Source organism: Thalassospira sp. GO-4 (genome assembly GCF_023588965.1).
GTDB classification, from domain to species: domain Bacteria; phylum Pseudomonadota; class Alphaproteobacteria; order Rhodospirillales; family Thalassospiraceae; genus Thalassospira; species Thalassospira povalilytica.
Genome location: NZ_CP097807.1, coordinates 4,342,896 through 4,366,304, shown reverse-complemented (window position 1 = coordinate 4,366,304; position 23,409 = coordinate 4,342,896). Strand labels below are relative to the sequence as shown.

Here is a 23,409-nt window from a genome sequence, read left to right as displayed (position 1 = left end):
TGCGTGGTGTTCCTCCCGCCCGCAGCCTGTGGCCACCCCGACGGGGATGAGAGAGAATTATGTTATCTTACGCCATTCGGCGCCTGTTGATCGCGATCCCGACATTGTTCATCGTGATCACGGTGGCCTTTTTCATGATGCGTATTGCACCGGGCGGCCCGTTCGATCAGGAACGCGCATTGCCACCCGAAATCGAAAAGAACATCAAGGCGGCCTATGATCTTGATAAGCCGCTGATCGAACAATACGCGATCTATATCGGAAAGCTGTTTCAGGGCGACTTTGGCCCATCGATCAAAATCCGCGACTTCAGCGTTGCAGAACTGATCATGGCCGGTGCACCGGCCTCCATGCAGCTTGGACTGAGTGCAATTGCCATCGCCCTTGTCTTCGGGGTCGGATTTGGCACCTATGCCGCCCTTCGGCAAAACAGTGCGGTTGATTTTGCGGTGATGGGCGTTGCCATGATCGGCATTGCCATTCCGAACTTTGTCATGGCACCACTTTTGTCACTGGTGTTCGGGCTGTATCTTTCGGTCCTGCCAACGGCGGGATGGGGCGATGGTGAAATCCAGTACAAGATTTTGCCGATCATTGCCCTTGCCCTGCCCCAGATTGCCTATATCGCGCGCCTGACCCGCGGATCCATGGTCGAGGTTCTGCATTCCAACTATATCCGCACCGCGCGCGCCAAGGGTTTGCGTGAAACGCTTGTCGTCAATCGTCATGCAATCAAAGGCGCACTTTTGCCGGTTGTGTCCTATCTGGGACCGGCAACCGCGGCCGTGATGACCGGATCGGTGGTGATCGAGAGCATCTTTGGCGTGCCCGGTATCGGCACCTATTTCATCAAGGCGGCACTCAACCGTGACTATCCGCTGGTGATGGGCGTGGTCATTGTCTATGCGGTGATGATCATCATGCTGAATTTCCTGGTCGATATGGTTTACGGCCTTCTTGATCCAAAATTGAAGTCACGCTGATGATGAATAAATCTGAAAAGACAGCAATGCTTGAAGCAGCAGGCGCGCCCGCGGAAATCGAAGGCCGCAGCCTGTGGCGGGATGCGCGTATCCGCCTGTTTCGCAACAAGGCGGCTGTGGGGTCGATGATCATTCTGGGGATCATTACCCTGCTGGCGATTTTTGCCCCGCTTCTTAGTCCCTATGCATATGACCAGATCGACTGGGGCTATATCCAGGAAGGCCCGAACTGGGAAAACGGCCATATCTTTGGCACCGACGGCAACGGGCGCGATCTGTTTATCCGTGTTCTGTATGGTGCGCGGGTTTCACTGGCGGTCGGCCTGCTTGCAACATCGGTGTCGCTGGCCATCGGGGTTACCTATGGCGCGGTTGCCGGGTATTTCGGCGGCAAGGTCGACAACATCATGATGCGCTTTGTCGATGTGCTTTATTCCCTGCCCTTCATGTTCTTTGTCATCATGTTGATGGTGGTGTTTGGCCGAAACATTTTCCTGATCTTTGTTGCCCTTGGTGCGGTTGAATGGCTGACCATGGCGCGTATTGTCCGCGGTCAGACCTTATCCCTGCGTCGGCGCGAATTTATCGAGGCCGCCCACGCCACGGGTGTTTCGAACTTCAAGATCATTTTCCGGCACATCATCCCCAACGTTCTGGGGCCGGTCATTGTCTATATGACCCTGACCATCCCGCAGGTCATCCTGACCGAAAGCTTCCTGTCCTTCCTTGGACTGGGCGTGCAGGAACCGCTGACCAGCTGGGGGGTTTTGATTTCCGAAGGGGCCAAAGTGATTGAAGCATCGACCTGGATGCTGATCTATCCGGCCCTGTTCCTGGCACTCACCCTTTTCTGTTTCAACTTCATCGGTGACGGTCTGCGCGATGCGCTTGATCCGAAAGACAGATAAGGGACGGCAAGGACACATATCATGACAACAAATCATATTCTGACAGTCGAAAACCTGACCGCCCGTTTCCAGACCCCGGACGGGGAAGTTGCAGCCGTCAATAACGTCAACTTCCATCTTGATCCGGGCGAAACACTTGGCGTGGTGGGGGAATCCGGGTCGGGAAAAACCCAGATTTTCATGTCGATCATGGGGCTTCTGGCCAAGAATGGCAAATCGAGCGGGTCGGTTCGCTATAAGGACAGTGAAATCCTCAACCTGCCTGCACGCGAACTTAACAAGATTCGCGGTGTTTCGATGTCGATGATCTTTCAGGATCCGATGACGTCGCTGAACCCGTATCTGAAAATCTCCAAACAGATGACCGAAGTACTGGTCGAACATCGCGGCATGTCCGAGGCCGAGGCCCTTAAACGTGCAATCGCGATGCTTGATCGTGTTGGCATCCCGGGTGCGGCCCAGCGTGTTCATATGTATCCACATGAATTTTCCGGCGGCATGCGCCAGCGCGTGATGATTGCCATGGCGCTTTTGTGCGATCCGGAAGTTCTGATTGCCGATGAACCGACCACCGCCCTTGATGTGACGGTACAGGCACAGATTCTGGATCTGTTGCGTGACCTGCAAAAGGACTTCAACACCGCCACGGTCATGATCACCCATGATCTTGGTGTGGTGGCCGGCCTGTGTGACCGGGTGATGGTGATGTATGGCGGGCGCGTGGTCGAAACCGGATCTGTCCGCGACATTTACTACGACAGTCATCATCCCTATACCGAAGGGCTTCTGAAATCGATGCCGCGCATCGATCACGCCAATGAGGAAAGCCTGTTTGCCATTCCGGGTCAGCCGCCCAACCTGCAAAACCTGCCGACAGGGTGCGCCTATCAGGAACGCTGTGGCTATGTCATGGATCGGTGCTGTGCCGAACGCCCGGTTCTTAAGGTGTTTGATCAGGGCCGTGCCAGTGCCTGCTTCCGGGAGGATGGACAATGACCGCAATCACCGCGCACAAACCGAAAAAAGCAACCAGTCCGATCCTGTCCGTTCGCGATCTGAAGGTGCATTTTTCCGTGCCGGGCAAAGGACTTTTTGCACCAGACCGCAAGCTTCGCGCCGTGGACGGGGTGAATTTCGACCTTTATCCCGGCGAGACACTGGGCGTTGTCGGGGAGTCCGGTTGTGGCAAATCGACACTTGGCCGGGCGATCCTGCAACTGATTCCGCCATCAAGCGGACAGGTCGCCTGGCTTGGCAAAGATATTGTCGGCGCCCCGCACCGTGAAATGCAGCCGCTGCGCCGTGATCTTCAGATCATTTTCCAAGATCCGCTGGCCAGCCTTAATCCCCGCATGACGATTGGCGAAATCATTGCCGAGCCGCTGGTGACCCACAAACCCGAACTGGGCAAAGATGAAATCAAGGCCCGGGTCAAACGCATGATGGCGCGTGTGGGATTGCTCCCGCAGATGATCAACCGTTATCCGCATGAATTTTCGGGTGGTCAGTGCCAGCGTATCGGGATTGCGCGTGCGATGATCCTTGAACCGAAACTTATTGTCTGTGACGAACCGGTTTCGGCACTGGATGTGTCCATTCAGGCCCAGATCGTCAATCTGTTGCAGGAATTGCAGCGTGAGTTTGATCTGTCGCTGATTTTCATCAGCCATGACCTGTCGATCGTGCGCCATATCTGCCACCGCATCATGGTGCTGTATCTGGGCAATGTCATGGAACTGGCAGATCGTGACAGCATCTATGCGGCACCAAGACATCCCTATACCAAGGCGCTGATTTCAGCCGTGCCGATCCCCGATCCCGAGATCGAACGCAACAAGGAACGCATCGTTCTGACCGGTGATCTGCCAAGTCCGCTGTCACCACCATCGGGCTGTGTTTTCAGAACCCGGTGTCCGTTTGCTCAGGACAAATGCACAACCGCATCACCAACACTTGACCGGGTTTCCGAAACCCAGGAAGTCGCCTGTCATTTCCATGACAGCATCTCATAAGAAGTCCCCAATAATTGCACCCTGAACTTGCCGGACCGTCCCTGTGGCGGTCTTTTTTTTATCGGTGCAAGGACGGGCTGCTATTTGGAAAGGATGAATTGTTCGATATCGACTTCGTCGCACTGCTCAGACCGCAGATATTTGCGGCCGTAATCGAGATATGTCCCGCTGACCAGAAACAATTCAAACAGGTCATTGTCGATCTGGCCCTTGTCACGCATATCGGCAAGGATCGCGATACATTCAGACAGAAGTTTGGGCCGTTTATAGGGACGGTCGACCGCGGTCAGTGCCTCGAAGATATCGGCGATCACCATCACTTTTTCGAGGATCCCCATATCATCACCGGTAAGGCCGCGCGGGTATCCCGAACCGTCCATTTTTTCGTGATGGTTGCCCGCAATCGCCGGGATGCGTTGCAATTCGCGCGGATAGGGCAACTGGGCAAGCATATCCTGCGTGATCACCACATGATCATTGATCACCTGGCGTTCTTCGGATGTCAGTGTCCCGTGCGGGACCGAAAGATTGTAAAGTTCCCCGCGGTTGAAGCCCTGATAGATGTGATCTTCGCGATCCATCAAAAGATTTTCCGGGCCCGGTTCGCGCAAGGTTGCAAGTTCGGTATCGCTTAGCCGTTCATTTTCCGCCCATGACAGACCCAATGTCCGGTCGAAATGGCGGGTCCATTTTTGTTCTGCAATGTCATGCAAGGCATAGATGGCATCCGTATCGATTTCCGCATCACCGATATTGGCATCGGCCACCAGCGCAAACTGAGCTTCCAGTTCGCTGACCCGTGCGTTGAAATCGGCCTCGCATACACCGGCATCCTCACCGGCAAGCTGGCGTTTGAGCATGTCGATTTCGGCATCACGTCTAAGGACTTCGAACCGGGTACGGATTTCGTGAATGCGGTTATGGATGGTTTCAAGCTTGGTGGCCTTTTCAATCACGTGATCGGGCGTAACGATCTTGCCGCAATCATGAAGCCAGGCGGCAAGATCAAGCTCATACCATTCCATATCGGTCAGATAGAAATTGGAAAACGGTCCGCGTTTGTCATCAACAGCGGCCTGTGCCAGCATGCGCGCAATCACCGGCACGCGCGAACAATGATCGGCCGTGTGCGGGGATTTGGCATCGATGGCATGGCCCAGTACGTGGACAAAGCTTTCCATCAGGTCACGCTGGGCGACCAAAAGACGGCTGTTTTCAATGGCCACCGCCGCCTGACTGGCAAGGGCGTTGATGATGGGTTCGATCGCCGGATCAAAGGCAATGACATTGCCCTTATCATCGCGCGCATTGATCAGCTGCAAAACGCCAATGACCGTGCCACGGGTGTTTTTCAACGGCACCGTCAGGAAGGATTTTGACCGATAACCGGTTTTGGCATCAAAGGCACGCGTTCCCGAAAAATCGAAACCCTTGGCGCAATAGGCATCTTCGATATTGATCGCCTTGCCGCTTAGCGCGACATAGGTTGCGATATTGCGGTAATTCGGGCGGCCCTCGTCATCATAAAGCGGCAATGGCGGAAACGGCTTTTCTGCTTCGCGGCCGCTGACGAAAAAGGTATCGAGCGTGTCATTGACCAGAATGCGGAAATGCAGTTCGCTTTCTTCGCGGTTTACAAGATACAGCGATCCGCCATCGGCATTTGTAAATTCGCGCGCCGCCATCAGGATTTTCTGATTAAGCTCTTCGCGCCCCTGTTCGGCGGAAAGTGCGATCCCCAGATCCACGAGCCTGGCAAGATGGTTCTCGTCGGTCATCTGGCTGCCGGTCGGTTCTTTCTGGTGACTCTTGGCCCCGTCGGCTTCACGCGCCATTAATTTCCCGCCTACTCAACAATCGGATTGTCAGGCTGAATGCACTGACAGCGTTTCGATCAACACTGCATATATTATCTAAGTTGCTATATTTCTAACAGAAGACAAGTTTTTGGGCGGTAAAAATGCGTTCACATCCCTGCCATACCGTCTGCAGGGTTGCCAATTGCCCCGGAATGGACTATCCGACCCGGTGAAAGCGTGCCGGCCTTATGATCGTGCAACTGATCACGCATTCCGATCATTCACATCATGCCCCGGCGCCCAACCATTATGCCCGGAGGCGACCGCATGATCCCCCGTTATTCCCGTCCGCAGATGACAGCCATCTGGGAACCGGCGAACAAATTCCGTATCTGGTTCGAAATCGAAGCTCACGCTGCTGACAAACTGGCTGAACTGGGTGTTATCCCGGCTGAATCCGCCAAGCTTGTCTGGGAAAAAGGCGACAAGCCCTATACCCAGGACCGCATTGATCGCATCGATACCGTCGAAGCCGAAGTCAAACATGACGTGATCGCGTTCCTGACTGAACTGGCCGAACAGGTCGGTGAAGAAGCCCGTTTTGTCCATCAGGGCATGACCAGCTCGGACGTTCTGGATACCTGCTTTAACGTGCAGCTTGCCCAGGCAACCGACATTCTTCTTGAAGATATGGACAAGCTTCTGGCCGCCCTTAAAAAGCGCGCCTATGAAACCAAAGATGTCCCCTGCATGGGCCGTTCGCACGGCATCCACGCAGAGCCGGTGACCTTTGGCCTTAAGCTTGCGACTTTCTATGCGGAATTCAAACGTAACCGTGATCGTCTGGTCGCGGCACGTGACGAAATCGCCACCTGTGCAATTTCCGGCGCGGTTGGCACATTTGCCAATATCGATCCGAGCGTCGAGGAACATGTTGCAGCCAAACTTGGCCTGAAACCGGAACCGGTTTCGACCCAGGTGATCCCGCGTGACCGTCATGCCGCCTATTTCGCAGCCCTTGGTGTTATCGCATCCTCGATCGAACATCTGGCAACCGAAATTCGCCATCTTCAGCGTACCGAAGTGCGCGAAGCGGAAGAATTCTTCTCCAAGGGGCAGAAAGGCTCCTCGGCGATGCCGCACAAGCGTAACCCGGTTCTGACCGAAAACCTGACCGGCCTTGCCCGTCTGGTCCGTTCGATGGCAATCCCGGCGATGGAAAACGTTGCCCTGTGGCACGAGCGCGATATTTCGCACAGCTCGGTCGAACGTAACATCGGCCCGGATGCGACCGTAACGCTTGATTTCGCACTGATGCGTTTGACCAACGTTGTTGAAAATCTGGTGATCTATCCGGAACGCATGGACGAGATCCTCAACCAGATGGGTGGTCTGGTCTTCTCGCAGCGCGTGCTGCTGACCCTGACCCAGCATGGTGTTTCGCGTGAAGATTCTTACCGCATTGTTCAGCGCAACGCGATGAAGGTCTGGAACCGCGAAGGCGATCTTCTGTCGCTTCTGAAAACCGACGAAGACGTCACCGCACGTATTCCGATGGACAAGCTCGAAGCGCTGTTTGACCTTGGTTACCACACCAAACATGTCGACACGATCTTTGCCCGCGTGTTTGCCGACTAACGGCAACCCGGATCAAAAATCAAAGCCCCGGTCATTGGCCGGGGCTTTTTTTGTTCCAGATTTATTCGTGTCCGTACGCCCTGAGCAGCAATGGCAAGCGCTGCCCCTGCAGCATCATATGATCACGCATAAGAAAATCGGCTTCTGCACCATTACCCGCCAACACCGCATCTTTAATGTTCACATGCTCCTCAAATGACTGCTCAAGCCGACCTCGAATTCCATAAGGCATCGATCTGTAAGGATTGATCGTCCTGGACAAGTCAGCAAGTTGATCAATTAACCGATCATTCTCTGACGCTTTATGTATAGCAGTATGGAATTGAAGGTTTGCAGCGGCATAAGCCTCTGTATCTTCCTTCTCAACAGCCCGATTGCAGGCCTCCAGACCTTCTAAAAGATTCTTCAGATGAGCATCTGTCAAACGTTCTGACGCCAGCCGACACGCCATTCCTTCAAGCTCGGCACATACTTCAAACAGATCAATCAATTCCTTTATCGACAAAACTCTGACGAAGGCCCCTTTGCGCGACCGCGTTTCCAAGAGCCCACTTTCAACAAGTGATCTCACCGCTTCGCGTACCGGTGTTCGTGAAACCCCGAATCTTTCGGCAAGCGCTGCCTCTTCGAGCTGGTCCCCGGGGCTAAGTACACCTGATTGAATTTCGTTTTTAAGTTCTTCGATAAGTTGGTCGGCTACACGCGCCATTTACAATCCCCTGTTTCTGCGAGGATTTTATCCAGAACAAGGCCATAAGTCGACACGCAATAGTTTTTTATTGCATTCTTATAAATTTTATATGTATACAGATAAAACTCAAATAAACACACAAAGAGACATTCAGTGATCAAAACCATCCTATCGCCCACACCTACAGGTAGCACTTTTATTCCTAACCGAACCCAAGCAGAGAACTCAATCTACCGCACCAGTGGTCCACAAACGATCTCCGGCATCACGTCGCGCAGATGCTCCTTGATCAAAACAAACCTTCTTGGCTCTCAGTCGCCTGCATGCTTGTTACCATTCTGCTTCCGTGCATCTTCCCTAAGATTGCGACGTAGCGCCCGGACGCAACCATGGATTCTTCCTTGTAATTTTCACGAGAAATGAAACGGAGACCAATATGCCATTTTCGGAAAGAACCAGACGGATCGGAATGATAGTACCGAGTTCCAATGTCACTATGGAAACCGAGATTCCTGCACTTCTTAAAGCACGTGAACATATCCTGCCAGATCGCTTCACCTTTCACTCGTCACGCATGCGCATGAAAAGCGTGATCAAGGAAGAGCTGGAGGCAATGGATGCCGATAGTAAACGTTGCGCTCAAGAACTGTCTGACGCCGCAGTAGAAGTCCAAGCATATGCCTGCCTTGTTGCAATCATGTCGATGGGGCTGGGTTACCACAGAACATCATCAGAAACTCTATACCAAGCAACCGTGGATAACGGTTGTCCTACACCTATTCTCAATTCAGCAGGAGCACTGGTCGACGGCATTCAGGAACTTGGCGCGAAGAAAGTTGCTATAATTTGCCCATACATGCGTCCACTCACTGAAATGGTAGTCAACTACATTGAGAATGAAGGGATTGAAGTTCACGACTTTCTGGCACTGGAAATTCCTGACAATTTGGCGGTCGCAGCTCAGGATCCGTGCGCGCCTGCTGAACTGTGGCGTAAACTCGACCTTACAGGTGTTGATGCAATCGTTGCATCTGCTTGTGTGCAGATGCCCTCTTTGCCATCAATTGAAATGATTGAACGCGCATCTGGTCTTCCGACCTTGTCTGCGGCAGTGGCCACGACCCGGAAAATTTTGCAGATGCTTAATCTTTCCGAAATTGCACCTGGAGGAGGAGCCTTACTTTCCGGAGGTTTACCATCCAAACGCATTCAAGCCACCTGAACTCACGATCTGAATGCAACCAGCCCAATCCAGTTTCCGAGGCCAATAATAACAATATTGCCCCGGAACAACTTGCCAGCCTCTTTGGGCAGCCCTCCGCGCTTATAACTACCACCGAGTTGACATACACACGGAAAAGGAAACCTAATAATGAAGCTTCATATTCAAGGATGGAACGAAGGCGCGCCAATACCCAATAAATTTGCCTTTGGTAAAATCCCCACTGAAGGACGGTTTGAATTGGCAGAGAACATCAATCCGGCCATTTTCTGGACAGACATCCCCAAAGGCACCAAATCGTTCGCTCTAATTTGCCATGATTCGGATGTTCCATCTTCTGGTGAGAACGTCAATATTGAGGGCAAAACAATATCCCCAGACTTACCAAGGGTCGACTTTTACCACTGGGTCGTTGCAAATATACCGCCGTCAACAACCAAAATTGACGAGGGTCAGGCTTCAAATAGGGTGACACCAACGGGAAAGAAGCCTGGAGCTCGCCCATATGGCGAAGCAGGGTTGAACAACTACACCAATTGGTTTGCTGACCATCCCACTATGGGTGGAAACTATGCAGATTATGACGGCCCATGCCCTCCCTGGAATGATGCACTTATTCATCGCTACCATTTTACCATTTATGCACTCGACGTTAATGAAGTTCCTCTGCCACAGCCCTTCGGTGGCCCTGAACTGTTAACCGCGATTGATGGTCATGTTTTGGCAAAGGCCTGCTATACGGGCACATATTCAATGAACCGCGACCTTTAATCACTTCCCCGATCGGCTCACACCGATTGGGGAGTAAACTTGTGTAAGTTCGCTTGCTTCATCAAGCAACCAGTCACGAAACAGCCGGACCTGCCTGCGCAATTCGCGCTTTTCCGGATGGACCAGATAATAGCCAAGGGGCACCGTTAGGACATGTTGCGGGAAAAGATGAACGAGCTTGCCTTCGCTTACATCTTCCTCGGTCAGAAGCGGGTTGGCAATCACCACGCCCTGATTGTGAATGGCGGCCTCGATTACCATGGCGGTCTGATCAATATCGATATGCTTCAGTGCCCGGGTCTGATCGGGATCAATTCCGGCAAAGGTCGCAAGCCAGTCTGCCCACCAGTGATGTTTGGTATCATTGATCAGGGTCGCGCGTACAAGATCCCCCGGCGTTTCAAGGCCGAGTTCATCACGATATGATGGCGCGCAATAAACAGCAGCCTGCCCGCGATACAGCAACACTGCCTCAAGACTGTCGTCATTGCCATCAAAGTAGCGAACCGCAATATCAAGGCCATCCTGATCGAAGTTCGGCTTTTCTTCGGTCGATCCGACATGAAGGGCCGTGGTCGGATGCATGATCAGGAACCGGGCCATTCGCGATGAAAACCACTTGGCGGCAAAGCTTGGCGGCATGGCGAAATGAACGGAATGATCCTGCCGTCGGCGCAATTGCGCACTGGCATCGGAAATCTGCTGCAAGGCCGGACCGATACGGGCGGCATAGGCCAGCCCGTCTGCCGTCGGGTAGACCTGTCGCACCGAACGGGTGAACAGTTCAACGCCAAGCCATTCTTCGAGTTTGCGGATCTGCTGTCCGACCGCACCTGGCGTGACATTAAGTTCATCGGCAGCCAGTGAAAAGCTTTGCAGACGTAATGCAGCCTCGAAAGCCGGAAGCGTTTTCAGGGGCGGATATGGCGACATAATGCAATTTTTCTATATTATAATCCAGATAGCATGATTTGTAAGATACACGGTAAATAAGTAATTGTCGTGGAAACTTCGCAATTCGAGTTTTCCGACATGAAGAAGAATGCCTATATCGTTTTCGGATTTCTCGCCCTTGTCTGGGGGCTGACCTATCTGTTTAACAAAACCGCCAGCCACTATGTCAGCCCGATGCATATTGTGATGGTTCGGGTGACCATGGGCTTTGTGCCGTTATTCCTGATTGCGTTGTTGCGCCGAAAACTTGCCTGGCGGCACCTGCGACATACCCATCATTTCGTTGTGATGTCTCTTCTGGCAGCATCGGTTTATTATTACGCCTTTGCCAAGGGCATCGCGATCCTGCCATCAAGCATCGCCGGAATCCTGGCAGGTGCCATTCCGTTCTTCACCTTTATCGCCGCCCTGCTGTTCCTGAAGGGAGAGCCGATCAATCTGCGTTCTGTCGGGGGATTGTTGCTTGGCTTTGCGGGGATTGCCGCCATTGCCCGCCCGTGGGAAGGCAGTGCCGGGGCAATTGATCCGGCCGGGGTTGGCTATATCGCATTCGGGTCTGCCTGTGTCGGGCTGTCCTTTGTTTATGCGCGCAAATTCATAAGCCCGCTTGGCATTTCCCCGATTGCGCTTTGCACCTATCAGCTTGGCCTGTCGTCGGCCACCTTGCTTGTGGTGGGTGATCTTGACGGGATTGATGCGATCTTTGTCAGTCCGCTGGCAACGGCCGGGCTGTTTATCGGGCTTGGCCTGTTTGGCACCGGCATTGCCTATATGTGCTATTACTATGTTGTCGAAAAACTCGGCGCGATCAAAGCAGCCAGTTCGACCTATATCCCGCCTGTCATCGGTCTTGCGACCGGGACCCTGATCCTTGGTGAAACGGTTACCGCGACCGATCTGGTTGCCACTTCTGTAATTCTGGTCGGGGTCATCATCATGCAATCAGGCAGAACGCCCGCCCCCATCGCGTCCACCACCGCTGCGATATCCCCATCACCAGATGTCCGGGCCCACAACCGGCCCGAACCAGCCTGAGAGCTCCCTGTTCTCAGAAACTGCGCCCCCGTGTCCCCGGGGGCGCTTTTTTTTTGCAACCATGTGATGGCTGCCCATGAAACCGGGCAGAAAGCAGCTATGCCGCAAGCATCATTGCCGCATCGACAAAGGCTGAAATCAGCGGATGGGACTCGCCGCGCAATCCGGATCGTTCGGGCTGGAACGCTGTTCCGATAAAGAATGGATGATCAACGACTTCGACAGCACGCGGGTCCCCATCCTGATCCCAGGCCGAAACGCGCATTGAACGGCCTTCAAGCAACCCGACATGGTCACGGTTAAAACCATAACTGCAACGATAGGTCTCCGTGATTTGGTCCTGGCCATAAAGGGACTGGATCAGACTGTCTTTGACCAGATCAATTCCGCCGTCCTGATCAATCAATGCACAGACCAGCGGCGCAATAATCGGAAGTTCCGCATCGGGATCGATTTCGGCATTTGCGGCATTCCCGAAACCAAGCTCATTACGGACATATTCAAGAACCGCATGTTGATAACCACCACATGTGCCAAGAAACGGCACCTTGTTCCGGCGGGCATACCAGATGGCGGCAAGGGCACCGTCAAAGCTTTGATACGGGCTTGCAGGCACACACCAGATGCCCTGATAACGGCCAAGCTGTGATGCGATATTTTCCGGATCAATCGACGCGGTCGCAATCCAGTCATGGTGAACCGATATGCCCGCGCGACTGCCCGCGATTTCAAGCGCCTTTGGGATCGCCTGATGGGCAGTGACATCGGGATTGAAATCGCCGATCAATGCAATTTTGACAGTCATGAATTTTTCCTCGTTTCAGGTGACATTACGAGGGAACGCAAACCGGTTTTCGCAACAAAAAACGGCCCGTGAAATCACGAGCCGGGATTTGCACCACAAACTGAGCTGCCTTTGACGACGATACTACAAACTTCCGGTGCGCGCCATATCTTCAAGCGCCATTTTCACCGCCTGTGCCCGGTTGGACACATTGAGTTTGCGATAGATGTTTTTGAGATGGTATTTGACCGTGATCTCGCGCAGGTCGAGATGACGGGCGATATCCTTGTTCGGGCGCCCTTCGGACAGCAGTGCCAGGACTTCGCGTTCGCGCGGTGTCAAACGGCCAAAGTCGCCATCACTTCCGAAACCGCCGGCCAGACGACCATCACCGTCGCCACCACCGATCGTGCCGTCGCTCAGATCATTCAGAATCGACGATGGCAGGTATTTTTCCCCGGCCAGAACGAGTTGAACGGCATTTGCCAGGGCCTGCCCGCGCAGGGTCTTGGGAATGAAACCATGTGCCCCGGCCTCGATGGCGTTGCGCACATCTTCACTGCGATAGGCACCCGACAGCAGAACCACAAAGGTTGATGGCGCGACTTTTTCAAGTGCACGTTTCAACCCTTCCAGACCGTTCATGCCGGGCATGCGCAGGTCAAGCAACACAAGATCGAATGAATTGTTTTCGTCAATCAAATCCAGCGCCGGTTCCAAAGCACCGGCCTCAGCGACTTCGCAATCGTCGAAATACTGCTGAAACAGAAGTGATATCGCCTCACGAACCAGATCGTGATCGTCCGCCAAAAGGATACGCAAAGCCTTTGCCCTTCTTCTACCTGATTAGCACCCTTACGCCCCTGGTGCATAATATCACACCAAAAGGTTGCACCCACTCGTCTTTTATTACAAGACGCAGGATACGAGACCGCCTAGTGGTTTGCAAACTAGAAGTTTTTGGCAAAGGCCCGCATCCTGACCGTCAGGTCAGGACTTCTGCGCGCGCAACCGGACGTAGTTCTTCGAGTTTGGCATTGAGTTCAGAGGCCGTGATATCGACATTTTTGCGCCCGAAGTCCGCCAGAAGCATTGCAACAACGCCATTGTCACGCGGGTTGGCAACCACTTCGCCCACGACCTTGACGGCATAATCCTGACTTTCCTGGGCGGACATGCCCATCTGTTCGCCGGCCCAGGCGATCAGCATTTTATAAAGATGTGTCTCGACACGAAAATCCTGTTCCAGATCAAAACTGTACTTTGCTTCGAAACCACGTTCACGATCATTAAAGCTGTTCATATCGAGCCCTCCTTGGATGTTGCACCGGCTTTCACACTGGGTGTGTTGCGCCCGTCCTCTGAATTAATATTTGAGAATAAGCGGGGTATTTTTCACCCCTTTGTTCGACACTTTTGAATTTGACAAATCATCTTTCATCGCGCTTTGATCTGGCTCATGTGCACAGTCATTATTTTACGCCGCCCCGACCATGACTGGCCGGTGATCATCGGCGCCAATCGCGACGAAATGAACAATCGCCCGTGGAAATCCCCGGCACGTCACTGGGATGATCGTCCCGATGTTGTGGCCGGGCTGGATGAAACGGCCGGTGGCACCTGGCTTGGTGTCAATGAAGATGGCGTTGTCGCGGCCGTTCTGAACCGGTTTGGCACCCTTGGCCCGGCCGAGGACAAACGATCCCGCGGGGAATTGCCGCTTGAGGCCCTTGATCATGCCGATGCCATTGATGCGGCACAGGCGCTGGCGGCCCTTGATGGCGATGCCTATCGCCCGTTCAACATGGTTATTGCCGATAACCGGGATGCCTATTGGCTGGCCAATCGCGGGACAGGAAAAATCGAAATTACCGACATTCCCGAAGGATTGTCGATTTTGACGGCCCATGACCTGAACGATACGGCAAACAGTGCGCGCACACGCCGCAATCTGCCACGGTTTCGTGCGGCCCCGGCACCGAACCCGGAAGCCGATGACTGGTTTGCCTGGCAGGCCTTACTGGCCGATACCGGTATCGAGGCCCCCGATCCCGATCATCATGACATCCGGTCCGATGCCATGCTGGTGCGCAGCAATATGGGATTTGAGACGGTTTGTTCGTCCCTGATCGGTTTGCCGGCGATTCCCACAAGCGAACATGAACTGCCACGTCGTCCGGTCTGGTTATTTGCCGACGGGCAGCCTGACACCACACCGTTCCATCCGGTAAACCTTTAGGCCCCTATCAGGCATAAAACCGAACTTTGCCAGATGTTTGCAGTGCAAAACAGACCGTCCCGGGATGGATGCCCGGACGGTTGCAAATTTTGATTATCAAGTTTGCGTAAATAGAGCTTAAGCGACAATTGAGTTTCTCGCCCAGCACTGCTATACGGGGGGCGCGAATTTCAGGGTGCCTGCGCAGTTGCCGTGCGGGCCTAGATGTGAAAGATCCCGCCAATGTCCAGAAAGCAGCCCATCTACGAGGGTAAAGCCAAGGTTCTTTACGAAGGTACTGAGCCCGGTACGATCATTCAGTATTTCAAGGATGACGCCACTGCGTTTAACGCTCAGAAGCGCGGCACGATTGCCGGCAAGGGCGTCCTGAACAACATGATCACCGAATTCGTCATGACCCGTCTGGCGGAAATCGGCATTCCGACCCATTTCATTCGCCGTCTGAACATGCGCGAACAGCTTTGCAAGAAATGCGAAATTGTTCCGATCGAAGTGGTGGTCCGCAACATCGTTGCCGGTTCCATGGCAAAGCGTCTTGGCCTTGAAGAAGGCGAACGTCTGCCCCGCCCGATCGTCGAGTTCTATTACAAGGACGACGCGCTTGGTGATCCGCTGGTTTCTGACGAGCATATCCTTGCTCTGGGCTGGGCAAGCCCCGAAGAGCTTGAGGAAATCGTTGGCATGACCCTGCGTGTGAATGATTACCTTTGTGGTTTGATGCGCGGCATCGGTCTGAAACTGGTCGATTTCAAACTTGAATTCGGTCGTGTTTGGGAAGGCGATTTTGCGCAGCTGGTGCTGGCTGATGAATTCAGCCCCGACAACTGCCGCCTGTGGGACGCCATCACCAACGAAAAGATGGACAAGGACCGCTTCCGTCGCGATCTCGGCGGCGTCGAAGAGGCCTATCAGGAAGTCGCGCGCCGTCTTGGTGTGCTCCCTGAGTCCGCCGAAATAGAGTCGCTGAACAAAGACGCGACCAAATAACACCCCAAGGCCGCGCTCGCGCGGCCTTTTCTTATGGCTGACCGGCGGCGAATGCCGGACAGCGTTCTGTTTGCAAACAAAGTCGCGCGAGCCCCGCGCCTGCGAACTTAAAGGAGCTTCTCGTGAAAGCACGTGTTCATGTCACCCTGAAGAACGGTGTTCTTGACCCGCAGGGCAAAGCCGTTCACCACGCCCTTCAGGGTCTGGGTTTTGATGGCGTCAATGACGTCCGCCAGGGCAAATTCATCGAACTCGAACTGGATGGCACCGATGCCGCCAAGGCCGAAGCCGAGGTCAAGGAAATGTGCGAGAAGCTTCTCGCCAATACCGTGATCGAAGACTACAGCATCGAGCTGGCCTAACCGCCTGGACGGGGCTTTGCCGATGCGGGGCCTTTGTCTTTCGCGATCACGTAACGGACATTAATCGAGAGACGGTATTTCATGAAATCCGCTGTCATCCTCTTCCCCGGTATCAACCGGGAGAATGACGCCATTGCAGCACTTGAGCAGGCCACCGGCACCAAACCGATCGTAGTCTGGCATGGCGAAACCGAACTGCCAAAGACCGACATCATCATGGTTCCGGGTGGTTTTTCCTATGGCGACTATCTGCGTTGCGGCGCCATGGCTGCCAAATCCCCGATCATGCGCGCTGTTGCTGATCGCGCCAAAGCCGGTGTGACCATTCTTGGTGTTTGTAACGGTTTCCAGATCCTGACAGAAGCAGGCCTGCTGCCCGGTGCGCTGATGCGCAATGCCAGCCTGAAATTCATCTGCAAGAACACGCATCTGAAAATCGAAAACGCCGATACCCGCTTTACCAACCAGTACAAGGCTGGCGAGGTTGTCGACTATCCGGTTGCCCATCATGACGGCAATTTCTTTGCCGATAGCGAAACGCTTGACCGCCTTGAAGGCGAAGGTCGCGTGATCCTGCGCTATTGCGATGCGGATGGTGTTGTCGATCCCAAGACCAACCTTAATGGTTCCCAGCGCAACATTGCCGGCATCATCAACGAGGCCGGCAACGTTCTTGGCATGATGCCGCATCCGGAAAATGCGATTGATCCGCTCCATGGTGGCACTGATGGCCGCAATCTGTTCAAAAGCTTGGTGGAGGCAGCATCGTGAGTGCACTTGATTTCAACACCCCGATCACGCCGGAACTGGTCAAGGAACACGGCCTGAACGAGGAAGAATACAAACTCGTTCTCGAAATCATGGGTCGCGAACCCAACATCAACGAACTTGGCATTTTCTCGGTCATGTGGTCGGAGCATTGCTCCTACAAGTCGTCGAAAAAATGGCTTAAAACCCTTCCGACCAAGGCTGACTGGGTCATTCAGGGTCCGGGTGAAAACGCCGGTGTGATTGACATCGGCGATGGTCAGGCTGCTGTCTTCAAGATGGAAAGCCACAACCACCCGTCCTTTATCGAACCCTATCAGGGTGCTGCAACCGGCGTTGGCGGCATCATGCGTGACGTCTTCACCATGGGCGCACGTCCGATTGCAAACCTTAATGCCCTTCGCTTTGGCGAGGCCGACCATCCGAAAACCCGCCATCTTCTGAGCGGTGTTGTCGAAGGGATCGGCGGGTATGGAAACTGCATGGGCGTTCCGACCATCGGTGGCGAAACCAACTTCCACGCATCCTATAACGGCAACATCCTGGTCAATGCCATGACCGTGGGGCTGGCCGATGCGGACAATATTTTCTATTCGGCGGCGGCCGGTATCGGCAACCCGGTTGTCTATGTCGGTTCGAAAACCGGTCGTGACGGCATCCATGGCGCGACCATGGCATCGGCCGAGTTCGATGATGACAGCGAAGAAAAGCGTCCTACCGTTCAGGTCGGCGATCCGTTCACCGAGAAGCTTCTGCTTGAAGCCTGCCTTGAACTGATGGCAACCGACATGATCGTCGCCATTCAGGATATGGGTGCGGCCGGTCTGACCTCTTCCTCGTTCGAAATGGCGTCCAAGGGCGGCGTTGGTGTCGAACTGTGGCTTGATAAGGTTCCGATGCGCGAAGAAGGCATGACGCCCTATGAGCTGATGCTGTCAGAGTCGCAGGAACGCATGCTGATGGTTCTCAAACCCGGTTGCGAAGAAGCCGCCAAGGCAATCTTTGACAAATGGGAACTCGACTTTGCCGTCATCGGTGTTCTGACCGATACCAAACGCATGGTCCTGAAATGGCATGGCGACATTGCCGGTGATCTTCCGATTGATCCGCTGGCCGAAGCATCGCCGGAATACGATCGTCCGTGGGAACCGACCCCGAAACAGGATCGCATTGACCCCGACAGCATTTCCGCAAAAGTCAGCCATATCGAAGCGCTCAAGACCCTGATCGCATCGCCCGATCTGGCATCGCGTCGCTGGATCTGGGAACAGTATGACCATCTGGTCATGGGCAACACCATTGTTCGCCCGGGTGGCGATGCCGGTGTGGTGCGTGTTGACGGCACCAACAAAGGCATTGCAGCCACCACCGACTGCACCCCGCGCTATGTCATGGCCGATCCGGTCGAAGGCGGCAAACAGGCCGTTGCCGAAGCATATCGCAACCTGGTTGCAACCGGTGCCAAGCCGCTTGCCATCACGGATAATATGAACTTCGGCAACCCGGAACGTCCGCGCATCATGGGTCAGTTCGTTGGCGCATGCCAGGGTATCGGCGAAGCCTGCATCGCGCTGGAATTCCCGGTCGTTTCAGGCAACGTGTCGCTTTACAACGAAACCAACGGCGTTGGCATCATGCCGACCCCGGCAATTGGTGGCGTTGGTGTGATTTCCGATCTTGGTCACCACGCAACGATCGGCATCAAGCGCGATGACAGTGCGCTTATCATGATCGGTGCGGCCACCGGTGAGCTTGGCCAGTCGCTGTATCTCAAGACCATCGAAGGTCGCGAAGAAGGTGCACCGCCGCCGGTTGATCTGAATGCTGAAAAGCGTGCCGGTACGCTGGTCCGCGAACTGATTGAACTTGGCCTGGTGCGGACCTGCCACGATATCGCCGATGGCGGTTTGCTGGTCACGGTTGCCGAGATGTGCCTTGCGGGCAATATCGGCGCTGAACTGCATCTTCCGGAAGTTGGCAGCGAAATCGCGTGGCTGTTTGGTGAGGACCAGGGCCGTTACGTGATCGCAACCCGCGACCCGGACAAAGTCCTGAATGCGGCAAGCAGCTCGAACGTTGCAGCAGTGATCATTGGTCAGGCAGGCGGCGATTCTGTCACCATCGATGGTGGCGACAAAGTAACGCTGGCCGAACTGCGCGAACTGAACGAAGGCTGGATGCCGTCCTTCATGGCAGAAGCCGTTCAGTAAGCAACCCCGATTTCAAAACAAAACCCCGTCAGAGCAATCTGGCGGGGTTTTGTGATTTCAGGCGTTCAAACAGCTGGTTACTTGAAGCTGATCTTGGGGAACAGGCCCTTTTTCTTGGGTGCCTCGGTCGGGCCGACGCGTTCTTCGATCGCGGTTGCGATCTTTTGGGCGATTGCGCCATAGGCCTTGGCATGTTCGCCATCGGCCTCGGTCTGGACAATCGGTTTGCCTTCATCGGCCCCCAGACGGATTTTGAGATCCAGCGGGATTTCACCCAGGAACGGAACCCCCAGTTCATCAGCCGCCTTGCGCGCGCCGCCATGATCAAAGACATGATCGACATGGCCGCATTCCGGGCATTTGTAATAGGACATGTTTTCGATCAGGCCGAAGACCGGCACATTGACCTTGCGGAACATGTTCAGGCCCTTTTTGGCGTCCAGAAGGGCAATGTCCTGCGGGGTTGAAACGATGACAGCACCGGTCACCGGAACACGCTGTGCCATGGAAAGCTGAATGTCGCCGGTCCCCGGGGGCATGTCGACCACAAGCACATCAATATCGCCCCAGTCGGTATCGCGCAGAAGCTGTTCAAGCGCGCCCATCGCCATCGGTCCGCGCCAGATTACCGGCTGTTCTTCATCAACCATGAATCCGATCGACATGATCCGGATGCCAAAGGCCGATGGCGGGATCATTTTGCCCTGATGTTCGGATGACGGGGTCGGCTTGGCAGCGCGAAGCCCCATCATACGCGGCAGGCTGGGTCCATAAATATCGGCATCAAGCAGCCCGACCTTGAGCCCCTTGGCCACCAGCGACAGCGCCAGATTGACCGACGTGGTCGATTTGCCAACCCCGCCCTTGCCCGATGCGACGGTGACGATACTGCGCACGGTTGGCAGTTCAAGCGGCTTCTGACCAGCCCCTTGCGGGCGCTGTCCGGGTTGGGCCGGGCGCGCAGCCGCTGGTTGTTGTGGCGCGGACTGACTTGCAGCCGCCGGTCGTTCCGCCGTCAGGGCGACACGGGCAGTTGTGACCCCGTTCACAGCAGCCACGGCCTTTTCGGCGGCCTGACGCAAATCTTCGAGTGCCGGGCCGCGCTTTGGATCGACCGCGATCATTACATTGACGACTTCATTATTGATATCAATACCTTGCACCATATCCTTGGCTGTGATTGATTTGCCGTCGACCGGGTCGATGACGCTGTCGAGTGCGGCGACAATCTGTTCACGGTTGAGCGAAGTCATATTGCGGTCTCCAAATTTTGGCTTAAGTCCGTGATCACACAGAACTTGCAGGCGCGTAACATTGTTTTGCAAGGCAAGCTGTCATATAAGGCCTAAGGGCATGCTCCGTCCAACAAGATTTCGTGAGTTTGCTATGGTCTGCAATCGGTTGCACCACCAAATGGCATATGATCAACATGTTGCCGGACTGGTGGTAACGGACTGATCGCCCGAACTTTGCCCGGTTTTACCGGCCTTGATCGTGCGAAATGTCAATCGGGCCAAATCACGGCTGTCACGTGGTCTGGATCCACGCCAGAATGGCACACTGGATCTTGTTGGACGGAGCATGCGTTGGGGGTAACGTCCCCAAGCTCGGTAAACAAAGATAAACACCGAACGGCAAGAAGAGGAAAACACTCGATGCCTTGGAATTCACAAGGGGGCGGCGGCCCCTGGGGTGGCGGCGGAAATAACGGCGGCGGCCAGAATCCGTGGGGACAGCGTCCCCAGGGTGGCGGCGGCGGAAATACGCCCCCTGATTTTGATGAAATGATTCGTAAAGGCCAGGAACGCCTGAAACGGCTGTTCCCCGGTGGTGGCGGTTACAAAGGCTTTGTCCTGATCGGTATCGCTGTGATCGGGTTGTGGCTTTTGACCGGCTTCTATCGTGTGCAGCCGGGCGAACAGGGTGTGACACTTCTGTTTGGCAAATGGGTCGGCACCACCGGCCCTGGTCTGAACTACTTCCTGCCCGCCCCGATCGGCGAAGTCATCAAGCCGAATGTCGAACGCACCAACCAGATCGAGGTTGGCTATCGCGGTGCAGGCACGGTGGCATCGAACGGCTCGCGTGACGTTCCGGAAGAAAGCCTGATGCTGACCGGTGATCAGAACATCATCGACATTGATTATGTTGTTCAGTGGCGCATCAGCGACGCGGGCGCATATCTGTTCAATGTTCGCGATCCGGAAAACACCATCAAGCTGGCATCCGAAAGTGCGATGCGTGAAGTGATCGGGAAAACCAATCTGGAAGAGGCCCTGACTGTTGGCCGTGTCCGGGTTGAGGAACAGACCCGTACCCTGCTTCAGAAAATCATGGACGGTTATGATTCCGGTATCTTCATTGCAGAAGTGAAGATGCAGAAAGTGGATCCGCCGCGTGATGTTATCGATGCGTTCAACGACGTGCAGCGTGCCCGTCAGGACCGTGACCGTTCCCAGAACGAGGCACTGGCCTATCGCAACGACATCATCCCGCGTGCAAAGGGTGAAGCAGAACGTCAGGTTCTTCAGGCGCGTGCCTATAAGGATCGTGTGACCAAGGAAGCAGAAGGTGAAGCGGAACGCTTTACCTCGGTCTATAATTCCTATCTGACCGCGCAGGACGTGACCACACGTCGCCTGTATCTTGAAACCATGCAGGACATCCTGAACAAATCCGAAAAGATCATTCTTGATCAGAAAGGCGATGGAAACGGCGTTGTCCCGTATCTGCCGCTGCCGGAAGTTCAGAAACGTGCGAATGCAGGAGGCAACAACTAATGGCAAGTCCTAAACTTATTGCCGCTGGCGTCGTCCTTGTAATTGCCGCTGTGGTTGGTTCGATGTGTGTCTTTACGGTTCGTCAGGACCAGCAGGCCCTTGTTCTTCAGTTCGGTAATCCCGTTCATGCGGTTTCCGAACCGGGTCTGCATTTCAAACTGCCGATCCAGAACGTCGAATATTACGAGCGTCGTATTCTTGAACTCGATCCGCCGGTACAGCAGGTTCTTCTGTCGGACCAGAAGCGAGTCAATGTTGACAGCTTTGCCCGCTGGAGAATTATCGATCCCCTGACCTTCCGTCAGCGTGCCACCAACTCTGCCAACTTTGTGCAGCTGTTTGGTCAGCGTCTGAACTCGGTCATCCGTGGTGAACTTGCGCAGGCCCCGCTTGTTGCAATGCTGTCGGACAACCGTGCACAGATCATGGAAAAGATCCAGGCGACCCTGGTTGATCCGGCCAAGGAATTCGGTGTCGAACTGATTGATGTTCGTATCGGTCGTACCGACCTTCCGCAGGAAACGTCGCAGGCGGTATATAACCGTATGCGTTCTTCGCGTATCGCCGAAGCCGCACAGCTTCGCGCAGAGGGTGAAGAGCTCAAGGCGAAAATCCAGGCAGAAGCCGATCGTGAACGTATTGGCATCATCGCCGAAGCCAACCGCCAGGCAGAAGTCCTGCGGGGTGAAGGTGATGCACAGCGGAACGTTATTTTGGGTAAAGCTTACGGTCAGGATGCGAAATTCTTCGAATTCTACCGTTCGCTGGAAGCCTACAAAACGGCGCTTTCGAATGGCTCGACCATGGTGCTTTCACCAGACAGCGAGTTTTTCCAATACTTTAATCAGTCGGCTCCAAGCACAAGCCGCTAGACAAAACACTAGGGCGACCTGATACTGGCATCAGGTCGCCCTTTTTGTTTTCATAATCAAGTCCTGCTGGCGCATTGCGTAAGGCAGGCTTTAAAAACCGCCGGAACGTCCACGCCCATGAAGGAACTTGCTACTGCCATACTTCTGGCCATCGCGCTGGAGGGCATGTTTTATTCGCTGTTTCCCGGCGGCGCGAAAAGGGTGCTGGAACTGGTTCAGGAAATCCCTGAGTCACAATTGCGCATCGGTGGACTGATTGCAGCGGTCGTTGCCATTGGCGCAATCTGGGCGGTACGTGTTTGGCTCTAGGCCCCGAAATCCGCCATATATGACAGGAACGTCACGACTTTGTGCCGAGAATTCCTTGATTTTTCCAAGAGCCGCCCAAATTCTG

23 protein-coding genes are annotated in these 23,409 nt (G+C 54.4%); 16 read left to right on the top strand and 7 right to left on the bottom strand.

Translation table 11 applies throughout. From position 1 onward, the window contains the following. The first annotated feature begins 59 nt into the window (after positions 1–59). From oppB to M9H61_RS19820, 4 genes are read left to right on the top strand one after another with little or no spacing between them, the layout of a single operon-like run. Complete coding sequence (gene oppB, locus M9H61_RS19835; protein WP_250282527.1) at positions 60–983, top strand: oligopeptide ABC transporter permease OppB; 924 nt, start codon at positions 60–62, stop codon at positions 981–983. After that, the gene (locus M9H61_RS19830) at positions 983–1,891 is read left to right on the top strand and encodes an ABC transporter permease subunit (protein WP_101245792.1); all 909 of its coding nucleotides are present in this window, start codon (positions 983–985) and stop codon (positions 1,889–1,891) included. The genes oppB and M9H61_RS19830 overlap by 1 nt, the downstream gene beginning before the upstream one ends. A 21-nt stretch (positions 1,892–1,912) precedes the next feature. Then, a complete protein-coding gene (locus tag M9H61_RS19825; protein ID WP_250282525.1) occupies positions 1,913–2,887 on the top strand; it encodes an ABC transporter ATP-binding protein in 975 nt (324 codons plus the stop codon). Then, entirely contained in the window at positions 2,884–3,903 is a 1,020-nt protein-coding gene (locus M9H61_RS19820) for an ABC transporter ATP-binding protein (RefSeq protein WP_250282523.1), read from the top strand. Before M9H61_RS19825 ends, M9H61_RS19820 begins: the two co-directional genes overlap by 4 nt. 80 nt (positions 3,904–3,983) lie before the next feature. Here the strand turns inward: M9H61_RS19820 and M9H61_RS19815 are convergent, their stop codons facing one another. Further along, the gene (locus M9H61_RS19815) at positions 3,984–5,738 is read right to left on the bottom strand and encodes an HD domain-containing phosphohydrolase (protein ID WP_250282521.1); all 1,755 of its coding nucleotides are present in this window, start codon (positions 5,736–5,738) and stop codon (positions 3,984–3,986) included. Positions 5,739–6,029: 291 nt separating this feature from the next. Between M9H61_RS19815 and purB the strand changes: the two genes are divergently transcribed. Then, a complete protein-coding gene (purB, locus tag M9H61_RS19810; RefSeq protein ID WP_068519628.1) occupies positions 6,030–7,340 on the top strand; it encodes an adenylosuccinate lyase in 1,311 nt (436 codons plus the stop codon). A 61-nt stretch (positions 7,341–7,401) separates the two neighbouring features. On the opposite strand, the gene M9H61_RS19805 is transcribed toward purB, so the two are convergent. Then, a complete protein-coding gene (locus M9H61_RS19805) occupies positions 7,402–8,049 on the bottom strand; it encodes a GntR family transcriptional regulator (RefSeq protein WP_114101472.1) in 648 nt (215 codons plus the stop codon). A gap of 418 nt (positions 8,050–8,467) precedes the next feature. Here M9H61_RS19805 and M9H61_RS19800 point away from each other — a divergent pair, with 418 nt between their 5' ends. After that, positions 8,468–9,253, top strand: a complete 786-nt coding sequence (locus M9H61_RS19800; protein ID WP_278006877.1) for an Asp/Glu racemase — start codon at positions 8,468–8,470, stop codon at positions 9,251–9,253. A gap of 150 nt (positions 9,254–9,403) precedes the next feature. After that, positions 9,404–10,024 (top strand): YbhB/YbcL family Raf kinase inhibitor-like protein, encoded by a 621-nt coding sequence (locus tag M9H61_RS19795; protein WP_114101471.1) that lies wholly within the window; start codon positions 9,404–9,406, stop codon positions 10,022–10,024. Here the strand turns inward: M9H61_RS19795 and M9H61_RS19790 are convergent, their stop codons facing one another. Next, a complete protein-coding gene (locus tag M9H61_RS19790; RefSeq protein ID WP_250282518.1) occupies positions 10,025–10,957 on the bottom strand; it encodes a LysR substrate-binding domain-containing protein in 933 nt (310 codons plus the stop codon). A 69-nt stretch (positions 10,958–11,026) separates the two neighbouring features. On the opposite strand from M9H61_RS19790, the gene M9H61_RS19785 reads away from it, so the two are divergent. Next, the gene (locus tag M9H61_RS19785; protein ID WP_250282517.1) at positions 11,027–12,013 is read left to right on the top strand and encodes a DMT family transporter; all 987 of its coding nucleotides are present in this window, start codon (positions 11,027–11,029) and stop codon (positions 12,011–12,013) included. Positions 12,014–12,110: 97 nt separating this feature from the next. Here the strand turns inward: M9H61_RS19785 and M9H61_RS19780 are convergent, their stop codons facing one another. The 3 genes from M9H61_RS19780 to M9H61_RS19770 all read right to left on the bottom strand — a co-directional run bounded on the left by M9H61_RS19780 (position 12,111) and on the right by M9H61_RS19770 (position 14,100). Next, positions 12,111–12,818 carry a hypothetical protein gene (locus M9H61_RS19780; protein WP_250282514.1) on the bottom strand — a complete coding sequence of 236 codons (708 nt, stop codon included), beginning with the start codon at positions 12,816–12,818 and terminating at the stop codon, positions 12,111–12,113. Between the two features lie 123 nt (positions 12,819–12,941). After that, on the bottom strand, positions 12,942–13,619 hold the full coding sequence (locus tag M9H61_RS19775) for a response regulator transcription factor (RefSeq protein ID WP_068519624.1): 678 nt from the start codon (positions 13,617–13,619) through the stop codon (positions 12,942–12,944). Between the two features lie 163 nt (positions 13,620–13,782). Beyond that, complete coding sequence (locus M9H61_RS19770; RefSeq protein WP_068519623.1) at positions 13,783–14,100, bottom strand: DUF1476 domain-containing protein; 318 nt, start codon at positions 14,098–14,100, stop codon at positions 13,783–13,785. 156 nt (positions 14,101–14,256) lie between these two features. Here M9H61_RS19770 and M9H61_RS19765 point away from each other — a divergent pair, with 156 nt between their 5' ends. The 5 genes from M9H61_RS19765 to purL all read left to right on the top strand — a co-directional run bounded on the left by M9H61_RS19765 (position 14,257) and on the right by purL (position 19,363). After that, positions 14,257–15,036, top strand: coding sequence for an NRDE family protein (locus M9H61_RS19765; protein ID WP_068519622.1), 780 nt, complete (start codon positions 14,257–14,259; stop codon positions 15,034–15,036). Between the two features lie 222 nt (positions 15,037–15,258). Beyond that, positions 15,259–16,023, top strand: coding sequence for a phosphoribosylaminoimidazolesuccinocarboxamide synthase (gene purC, locus M9H61_RS19760; protein ID WP_068519621.1), 765 nt, complete (start codon positions 15,259–15,261; stop codon positions 16,021–16,023). 122 nt (positions 16,024–16,145) lie between these two features. After that, positions 16,146–16,385 carry a phosphoribosylformylglycinamidine synthase subunit PurS gene (purS, locus tag M9H61_RS19755; RefSeq protein WP_008891731.1) on the top strand — a complete coding sequence of 80 codons (240 nt, stop codon included), beginning with the start codon at positions 16,146–16,148 and terminating at the stop codon, positions 16,383–16,385. 81 nt (positions 16,386–16,466) lie between these two features. After that, positions 16,467–17,156, top strand: a complete 690-nt coding sequence (gene purQ / locus M9H61_RS19750) for a phosphoribosylformylglycinamidine synthase subunit PurQ (protein WP_068519620.1) — start codon at positions 16,467–16,469, stop codon at positions 17,154–17,156. Beyond that, positions 17,150–19,363, top strand: coding sequence for a phosphoribosylformylglycinamidine synthase subunit PurL (gene purL / locus M9H61_RS19745; RefSeq protein ID WP_371922233.1), 2,214 nt, complete (start codon positions 17,150–17,152; stop codon positions 19,361–19,363). The genes purQ and purL overlap by 7 nt, the downstream gene beginning before the upstream one ends. Before the next feature lie 77 nt (positions 19,364–19,440). Here the strand turns inward: purL and M9H61_RS19740 are convergent, their stop codons facing one another. Beyond that, the gene (locus tag M9H61_RS19740) at positions 19,441–20,616 is read right to left on the bottom strand and encodes an Mrp/NBP35 family ATP-binding protein (RefSeq protein ID WP_250282510.1); all 1,176 of its coding nucleotides are present in this window, start codon (positions 20,614–20,616) and stop codon (positions 19,441–19,443) included. A gap of 402 nt (positions 20,617–21,018) precedes the next feature. Here M9H61_RS19740 and hflK point away from each other — a divergent pair, with 402 nt between their 5' ends. The 3 genes from hflK (at position 21,019) to M9H61_RS19725 (ending at position 23,324) form a co-directional block, all read left to right on the top strand. Next, the gene (gene hflK, locus M9H61_RS19735; RefSeq protein ID WP_250282508.1) at positions 21,019–22,143 is read left to right on the top strand and encodes an FtsH protease activity modulator HflK; all 1,125 of its coding nucleotides are present in this window, start codon (positions 21,019–21,021) and stop codon (positions 22,141–22,143) included. After that, a complete protein-coding gene (gene hflC / locus M9H61_RS19730; protein ID WP_068519616.1) occupies positions 22,143–23,015 on the top strand; it encodes a protease modulator HflC in 873 nt (290 codons plus the stop codon). The genes hflK and hflC overlap by 1 nt, the downstream gene beginning before the upstream one ends. Before the next feature lie 117 nt (positions 23,016–23,132). Beyond that, positions 23,133–23,324 (top strand): DUF2065 domain-containing protein, encoded by a 192-nt coding sequence (locus M9H61_RS19725; RefSeq protein ID WP_068519615.1) that lies wholly within the window; start codon positions 23,133–23,135, stop codon positions 23,322–23,324. The last annotated feature ends 85 nt before the right edge of the window (positions 23,325–23,409 follow it).